The organism is Mesorhizobium sp. B2-3-5 (assembly GCF_006442395.1).
In the GTDB taxonomy this organism is placed as follows: Bacteria; Pseudomonadota; Alphaproteobacteria; order Rhizobiales; family Rhizobiaceae; genus Mesorhizobium.
This window is the reverse complement of record NZ_VFVX01000015.1, coordinates 139,940-146,471: the sequence shown is the minus strand read 5'-3', so window position 1 is coordinate 146,471 and position 6,532 is coordinate 139,940. Positions and strand designations below refer to the sequence as shown.

Annotated in this window: 10 protein-coding genes; 7 read left to right on the top strand and 3 right to left on the bottom strand. The window is 57.4% G+C overall.

Annotated features, from left to right (window positions below; translation table 11 throughout):
- Window positions 1–298: 298 nt before the first annotated feature.
- Window positions 299–799 (bottom strand): MmcB family DNA repair protein, encoded by a 501-nt coding sequence (locus FJ958_RS18600; RefSeq protein ID WP_140744656.1) that lies wholly within the window; start codon window positions 797–799, stop codon window positions 299–301.
- 109 nt (window positions 800–908) lie between these two features.
- On the opposite strand from FJ958_RS18600, the gene FJ958_RS18595 reads away from it, so the two are divergent.
- Entirely contained in the window at window positions 909–1,862 is a 954-nt protein-coding gene (locus tag FJ958_RS18595) for an IS1595 family transposase (protein WP_140744652.1), read from the top strand.
- An 84-nt stretch (window positions 1,863–1,946) separates the two neighbouring features.
- On the opposite strand, the gene FJ958_RS18590 is transcribed toward FJ958_RS18595, so the two are convergent.
- Window positions 1,947–2,207: a hypothetical protein gene (locus FJ958_RS18590; protein WP_140744651.1), complete on the bottom strand. Its 261-nt coding sequence runs from the start codon at window positions 2,205–2,207 to the stop codon at window positions 1,947–1,949.
- Window positions 2,208–2,350: 143 nt separating this feature from the next.
- On the opposite strand from FJ958_RS18590, the gene FJ958_RS18585 reads away from it, so the two are divergent.
- From FJ958_RS18585 to FJ958_RS18570, 5 genes are all read left to right on the top strand, one after another.
- A complete protein-coding gene (locus FJ958_RS18585; protein WP_140744650.1) occupies window positions 2,351–3,064 on the top strand; it encodes a DUF5343 domain-containing protein in 714 nt (237 codons plus the stop codon).
- 267 nt (window positions 3,065–3,331) lie between these two features.
- Window positions 3,332–3,508 (top strand): hypothetical protein, encoded by a 177-nt coding sequence (locus FJ958_RS31610; protein WP_181176425.1) that lies wholly within the window; start codon window positions 3,332–3,334, stop codon window positions 3,506–3,508.
- Between the two features lie 41 nt (window positions 3,509–3,549).
- Window positions 3,550–4,050 carry a hypothetical protein gene (locus FJ958_RS18580; RefSeq protein ID WP_140744649.1) on the top strand — a complete coding sequence of 167 codons (501 nt, stop codon included), beginning with the start codon at window positions 3,550–3,552 and terminating at the stop codon, window positions 4,048–4,050.
- 46 nt (window positions 4,051–4,096) lie between these two features.
- Window positions 4,097–4,285 (top strand): choline/carnitine O-acyltransferase, encoded by a 189-nt coding sequence (locus FJ958_RS18575; RefSeq protein ID WP_140744648.1) that lies wholly within the window; start codon window positions 4,097–4,099, stop codon window positions 4,283–4,285.
- 558 nt (window positions 4,286–4,843) lie between these two features.
- Window positions 4,844–5,140, top strand: coding sequence for an immunity 53 family protein (locus FJ958_RS18570; protein ID WP_140744647.1), 297 nt, complete (start codon window positions 4,844–4,846; stop codon window positions 5,138–5,140).
- 30 nt (window positions 5,141–5,170) lie between these two features.
- On the opposite strand, the gene cueR is transcribed toward FJ958_RS18570, so the two are convergent.
- Window positions 5,171–5,590, bottom strand: a complete 420-nt coding sequence (gene cueR, locus FJ958_RS18565; RefSeq protein ID WP_140744646.1) for a Cu(I)-responsive transcriptional regulator — start codon at window positions 5,588–5,590, stop codon at window positions 5,171–5,173.
- Between the two features lie 225 nt (window positions 5,591–5,815).
- On the opposite strand from cueR, the gene FJ958_RS18560 reads away from it, so the two are divergent.
- The gene (locus FJ958_RS18560; protein ID WP_140744645.1) at window positions 5,816–6,433 is read left to right on the top strand and encodes a L,D-transpeptidase; all 618 of its coding nucleotides are present in this window, start codon (window positions 5,816–5,818) and stop codon (window positions 6,431–6,433) included.
- The last annotated feature ends 99 nt before the right edge of the window (window positions 6,434–6,532 follow it).

The window sequence follows — 6,532 nt, the reverse complement described above, 5'->3', positions numbered from 1 at the left end:
ATGATCAGGGACCAAAAACCATGGCAACCCGCTTGAAATCCAAGACAGTCGCTCTCCCCGTGGAACGGGGAGAAGGGACACTGCCGCCCCTTGGCGCTTCTTTTGCAAACGCTGAAAACTGGCGAAATCCGCGATGAAAGCGTCCTTCTCCCCGTCACTATACGGGGAGTGGAGAAGTGGTCCGCGTAGCGGACGAAAAGCCAATTGCTTGGCTTTTCGAACGACGAACGCCGGCAGGCAGATGAGGGGCAGCGCAAACGCTGAAAGGCGACCACACGTCGCCAGCTTTCGATGGCAGCTACTCGCTCTCTCCCTCCAGCGCCGGCACCGACACGCCGGCCAGTTCCGCCGCCAGCAGCCGCGAGGCACCGGCGCGCGCGATGCGCAGCATCAGCGCCTTGCGCGTCGCCGCCACCATGCGGTGCTCCGGCGCGTCGCGCAGGATTTCGGCGCCATAGCCGTCGGAGAGGATGAATCCGCACTCTTCCGGAAAGATGTCCGCCGGCACGCCGGGATGGGTGGCGAAGAAGAAGCGGTCGGAATGCAGCCGGTAGTCGGGCCATTTGCGGTCGACCCTGAAATCCTCGATCGAGGATTTGATCTCGATGATCCAGATGTCGCCCTGGCGCGTCAGCGCAACGAGATCGGCGCGCCGGCCCGTGGCCAGCGACAATTCCGGCAGCACATGGGTGCCCATCTGCATCAGCAACCGCTGCACGCCGCGCCGCACCAGTAGCGCGCGTTCGGACTGGCGTCCGTCGATGAGAGGGTTGAGGGGAATCGGCGAGATGATCGGCATGGCGGCACCATGCCAGATTTTGTTCACGGTTTGAACCGGGTTTATCGAGGCGATTATCTGGTTGACAAACCCAAATAGATTACGTAGGGTAAGGGCATAGGAGATTTCCATGTCCGTTCTGTCCCGCCCCGAATTCCACGACGAAGCCAAGGCTTTCGAGCATGTGGAATCCATACTGTGGCCGAATGGTCCTGTTTGCCCGAAGTGCGGTAGCGTTGATCGCCACTACGCCTTGAAGGGCGTTCGCACCAAGCCTTCCAAAAAGAACCCGAACGGTGTCGAGCGTCACGGCCTGTACAAGTGCAGCGCCTGCCGTTCGCAGTTCACCGTCCGCATGGGTTCGATCTTTGAGGAAAGCCATTTGCCGCTGACCAAGTGGCTACAGGCTATCCACCTTATGTGCGCCTCAAAGAAGGGCATCAGCGCCCACCAGATGCACCGCATACTCGAATGCACCTATGAGGCCGCTTGGTTCCTGTGCCACCGCATTCGCCTTGCAATGGCGTCTGGCGAGCTTGCCCCAATGGGCGGCAACGGCAAGACGGTGGAAGTTGACGAGACGTATATCGGTCGCTTGAAGGGCACTCCGGTTAAGACTGGTGGCGGCGCACACAAGACCACCGTCGTTACACTGGTGGAGCGTGGTGGCCGCGCCCGTTCCTTCCATGTCGACACCGCCCGCATTGGAACCGTCATGCCTATCGTTCGCGCCAACATCGCCAAGGAAAGCGCGTTGATGACGGACGAGGCTGGCATGTATCGCCGCGTGGGCCAGGAGTTCGCTTCCCACGATGTCGTCACGCATTCCAAGGACGAGTATGTCCGCTACGAAGGCGCAAAGACCATCCACACCAACACCGTGGAAGGCCTCTATTCGATCTTCAAGCGCGGCATGAAGGGCGTCTACCAACATTGTGCGGAACACCATCTGCACCGCTACCTTGCCGAATTCGACTTCCGCTACAGCAACCGTATCGCCATGGGCGTTGATGATGGCACCCGCGCCTTCATCGCCTTGAAGGGTGCCGCCGGCAAGCGCCTCACCTATCGCAGACCTGCTTAAGGATAAGCAGGATCATTTCCGAAGGCCGTTGCAACTAGAGTTGCCGCTTTGGCGATACCCTCGTCGGTCGAAGGATTGATTCCGTTAGAAGGGCATCGCGCTGGTCCACAGGTCATTACATACCCGCTTGTTCTGGTTCCATTCCTTTTCCATTTGGTCAAAAATGTCGGCATCGTAAGCGAACACGTCGGTTTTCGGGCACCCGATTGCTGGCAATTGGCCCGACTCGGTTGCTTCGCAGGCGCGCTCAGATGGCACCAAAATCAGTCCTGATTCTGTCCGCCACGCTACCCGCCGCAACGGCGCGCCACGATAATCCCTCACGATGATAAGGCTCTTTTCCATTGCTGGACTCCTTTGTATGCAAGGGTTTCAGCTTTCTGTCCGGACTGTAAATAGCGTTCTTCGCGAGACCGTTTTGCACCATATTGCTATTTGGCATACGCAGGACTATACCAATTCCCATATTCCGGCCACGGAGTTTGGATATGGACACGCAGGCGAGCGAGCATACCAAGAAACAACAGAATCCACCCTATGTCGGGTGGCCCAGCTATCGCGGCATGTTGAGCGGCTTCAAAGAGCACGTTTTGCCAAGCCGAATTGATCGCAGCGTGCTGGGCAACTTTTCCGGCATTGTGGGCACCCAGCTCTTAGCAACGCTGAAATTCCTGGGGCAGATCGATGCAGCAGGGAAGCCTACTGAACATCTTGAGCGCGCGGTCAACGCTATCGGAACAGAGGAATGGGTCTCGGAGCTTACAGCCCAGCTAAGGCGGGCCTATGCGCCCGTGTTCTCGCTCAATTTGCAAACGGCGTCTCCAAATCAGTTCACTGAGACGTTCCGTGGGGCTTACCCATGTGAGGGAGACACCCTCCGCAAATCCATGACGTTCTTTTTGAACGCGGCGCGGGAAGCGCAAATTCCCGTTAGCATGTTCATCATGAAAAATAAGAAGCCGCGTTCGGGCAATGGCGTTAAAAAATTGAAGGCGGCAAAGCAAGCGTCGGCCAAGGCCGAGGATAACCCAGACCCGATCAAAACCCGCGAACAAACTCCACCAGCTCAGCCAGCTCAGGATGACTTTCGCCAGCAGTTATTGAGCAAGTTCCCGGCCTTTGACCCCGCATGGCCAGACAACATCAAGGCCGACTGGTTCAAAGGGTTTGAACAATTTATGGCGATGGCCCAGAAACAATGAAGCCGTCTGACTTTCGCCAGACGGCGTTCAAAAGCTTCATTGCAGAGCGCGCGAACTTTCGCAGGGGACCGCGCAATGCGCCCAACGGAGAGAAAGGAGGATGCGTCATGTGGTTCATGACCCGGAGAATACCGGTATCCGCCTGATGGCGGTTCACCCTGCCCCCTTCCAAAAGGGGTAAGAGCGAAAGCGTCGGGGCGTCCATAGCTTCGGCGCTTTCGTGCGTTCGTATATCAAATCTGACAGATTCAGTCTAGGTTTATGGTCATGACCGACAAAAAGTCACAGATCGAGAAGTTCCGCGAGGCGGCGCGCGAATTAAAAACCGACCAATCCGACGAAGCCTTCGAGGCTGTCGTCAACAAGATCGCCCATGCGCCGAAGCTCACCAATGAGCAGATAAAGGAACTGGTGCGGCAGAAGCGTGCCGATACCAAGCGCTAATTGGCTTAGCAGATATTGCATTAGATTCAGGAGCGCTCCGCTTGGCTTTTGTGTTCGTGTATGATGAGAACGAACCTCTCGAAATAATCGAACTTAACGGCAACGGCGAACATATCGCGCGCGTGGCAATCGGCTATGACGATGAGACAGATCATACCTACTCAGTGGTTGTTGCGTTGTCCCCTTTGCCGGGACATGGCGGATTGCATGATTTCGAGCTTGTTTTCAGCATTGTCGAGACATACGTAGATAGCGATCATTCGCACAGCTTTTGGGACGGGACCGACACGAAGCCGTTCTTAGCGGATGCTCACCAGCGCACGTTAACAGCGGCGATCATCGTAACGCTTGTATCTCGCTTAATTGACGTAGTGGCCCCAGACGTTGTAACGATGACGACGTACACATCACATTTGCCGGCGCAGGCTTTACAGAAATTCCACCAAATAGCCCTAGTGTTTGCGCAAAAGGGCTATAACGCTGGCGAAGCTGATCCGTGGAATGGCCAACGCATTTGGATGATGACACGGAACGCAGTTTGAAAGCGTACGTTGATAGCGAGTACTCCTGCTGCCAGGGGAGAGTGAAATGAACGCACCATTGAAGCGCGACGAACAGATCGAACTCATGAAGAACGCCGTTGAGCGTCATGAGAAGCGTATGCAAAAGTGGATGAAAGACGCTACTGTTCGCAGCGCACTTGCACGTCCCGCAAAAGGGCAGAAGGAACGCAGCGACTACACGCGCAACGATGTCACCATCGCGCGCTGCGGCTAGATCACCCTATTTACCCGCACGGTCCCGAACCCCGGATCAAATCTCCGGGGTTTTTCTTTCCGAGTCGATTTGCAAAAATTTTTCGTCACGAAAGATGGGTGGATGGCGATACAGTCCCATTCCCCTACGGCTGGGTAGGCCCCGCCTATGGGGCGCCTGATGTTGGAATAAAAACCCCGAGAGCGACTGCCACCTGCATCTCCAGCAGAATTGCCCCAAACATGATTAAGAAAAACAAGCGGATAAGAAGTGACCGCTTGACCTTGTACCTTTGAGACAAGAGCACGCATACGATAGTAGCGACGCCCGCTGCAGCGGTGAAAATTAGATCAACCGTGACACCTCGCGAAAACATAGTTCCCCTTCCCCAAGCAGGAACTGCAATCCTAACGCGAACGGCCCGCCTTATGGAAGGGCAGGCCGTTCTGTCTCGCGAGTTGTTATCTTGTAACATCAAACGTTGGGTTTGTCAACCAGATAGTCGCCTTTATAGCTGACAGCCCCGCCTCGGGCGCATGCCTTCTTCCCATGCCGCTGCCGTTTCGCTAGTTTGACCGGATGGACGTTCTGGATTGGTTGGCCCGCTGGTATGAAGCCCAATGCGACGGTGTCTGGGAGCATCGGTTTGGTCCTTCGATCAGCACCATCGATAACCCCGGCTGGTCCTTGAAAATCGACCTTGTGGGGACGGACTGCGACGGGCGCACCCTTGATCCGATCACGCACAATCGCGGGCATCCGACGGACTGGTGGACATGCTGGACGAAAGACAACGTGTTTGAGGGCGCTGGCGGCCCGCTGCATCTGCGTTCGCTTCTGGAGACCTTCCGGGATTGGGCGACGAATGTGCGCTGAACTCTCCGAGCCCAATCGGCTTTCTTGGACCTATTGACGCCCGACGGCGGTCGGTTCGCGTTCCACCGTCCCCGCCATATCATCCAGGATCGGGCAGTCCGGCCGCTCGTCGCCATGGCAGGCGTGGATCAGTTTCTGCAGGGTCGAGCGCATCGACTGCAATTCGCGTACCTTTTCCTCGATCGCCGTGACATGGGCGGCGGCGATCTCGCGCACGTCGTGGCTGGCGCGGCCGCGATCCTGGTAGAGCGCCATCAACTGGCGGCAATCGTCGATGGAAAAGCCGAGGTTGCGCGCGCGGCGCAAAAACGTCAGCCGGTGGATGTCGTCGCCGGAATAGTCGCGGTAGCCATTGGCGGCGCGCGCGGGCGCGATCAGACCGATCTCCTCATAGTAACGGATGGTCTTGGCTGGCAGGCCTGAACGGTGGGCGGCGTCGCCGACATTCATGGCGGTTTCCTCGTTTTTGCGGGCTTCTCGATTTGCCCCATTGAATTTCCTTCACAATCCGGTGAACGCTGTTGCCGAAATGCCATAGTGATATGCTTACCAGCGCGTAAGTCCCCGCATATAGGCATCGCGTGCTTGGCAAGCAAAGCAAATGCCAGCATGAATGATGGCGAGAAAGCGGCCGACTCGTGCTGCTGACGTTTGGGCGGGGCACCGGATCACCTCATGCGCATGAAGTCGCTTGCAATATTTGCCGCATTGGCGCTGTCCACTGCTATCGCCGGTTGCAGCACCATCGGCGGACAGATCTTCTCCAACGACTATGGCGCGGTGACCGATGCTGGTTATCAACTGCCGCGCATCCCGATCGAAAGGGTGCCGAGGCAGTTCCACCGGCAGGAAGTGAGCTACGACACCAAGGAAAAGCCGGGCACCATCATCGTCGATACGCAGAACAAGTTCCTCTATTTCGTCGAGGGCGACGGCCGCGCGATCCGCTACGGCATCGGCGTTGGCCGCGAGGGCTTCGAGTGGCATGGCACGGCCCATATCGCGATCAAGCGTGAATGGCCGACCTGGACGCCGCCGTCACAGATGATCAAGCGTCAGCCGGAGCTCGCCAAGTTCGCCGGCGGCATGGAGCCGGGCCTGAAGAACCCGCTCGGCGCGCGCGCCATGTATCTGTTCAACAAGGGCGGTGACATGGGTTACCGCCTGCACGGCAGCCCGGAATGGAACTCGATCGGCAAGGCCATGTCGTCTGGCTGCATCCGGCTGATGAACCAGGACATCATCGATCTCTATGACCGCGCCTCGGTCGGCGCCAAGGTCATCGTGATATAGGCCATGCCCGTCAGGGCTTGGCCAAACGGCAAACAAGTTTCGTACGCGGACCGTCTAGGCAACAACGGACGTCCCAAACAGAAAACCGGGCAATTCGGC

What these genes read in the sequence shown, in the direction of transcription:
- FJ958_RS18590 (WP_140744651.1), bottom strand. Translation starts at nt 2,207, where the DNA reads ATGGAAAAGAGCCTTATCATCGTGAGGGATTATCGTGGCGCGCCGTTG.
- FJ958_RS18600 (WP_140744656.1), bottom strand. Translation starts at nt 799, where the DNA reads ATGCCGATCATCTCGCCGATTCCCCTCAACCCTCTCATCGACGGACGC.
- FJ958_RS18570 (WP_140744647.1), top strand. Translation starts at nt 4,844, where the DNA reads ATGGACGTTCTGGATTGGTTGGCCCGCTGGTATGAAGCCCAATGCGAC.
- FJ958_RS18585 (WP_140744650.1), top strand. Translation starts at nt 2,351, where the DNA reads ATGGACACGCAGGCGAGCGAGCATACCAAGAAACAACAGAATCCACCC.
- FJ958_RS18575 (WP_140744648.1), top strand. Translation starts at nt 4,097, where the DNA reads ATGAACGCACCATTGAAGCGCGACGAACAGATCGAACTCATGAAGAAC.
- cueR (WP_140744646.1), bottom strand. Translation starts at nt 5,590, where the DNA reads ATGAATGTCGGCGACGCCGCCCACCGTTCAGGCCTGCCAGCCAAGACC.
- FJ958_RS18595 (WP_140744652.1), top strand. Translation starts at nt 909, where the DNA reads ATGTCCGTTCTGTCCCGCCCCGAATTCCACGACGAAGCCAAGGCTTTC.
- FJ958_RS31610 (WP_181176425.1), top strand. Translation starts at nt 3,332, where the DNA reads ATGACCGACAAAAAGTCACAGATCGAGAAGTTCCGCGAGGCGGCGCGC.
- FJ958_RS18560 (WP_140744645.1), top strand. Translation starts at nt 5,816, where the DNA reads ATGCGCATGAAGTCGCTTGCAATATTTGCCGCATTGGCGCTGTCCACT.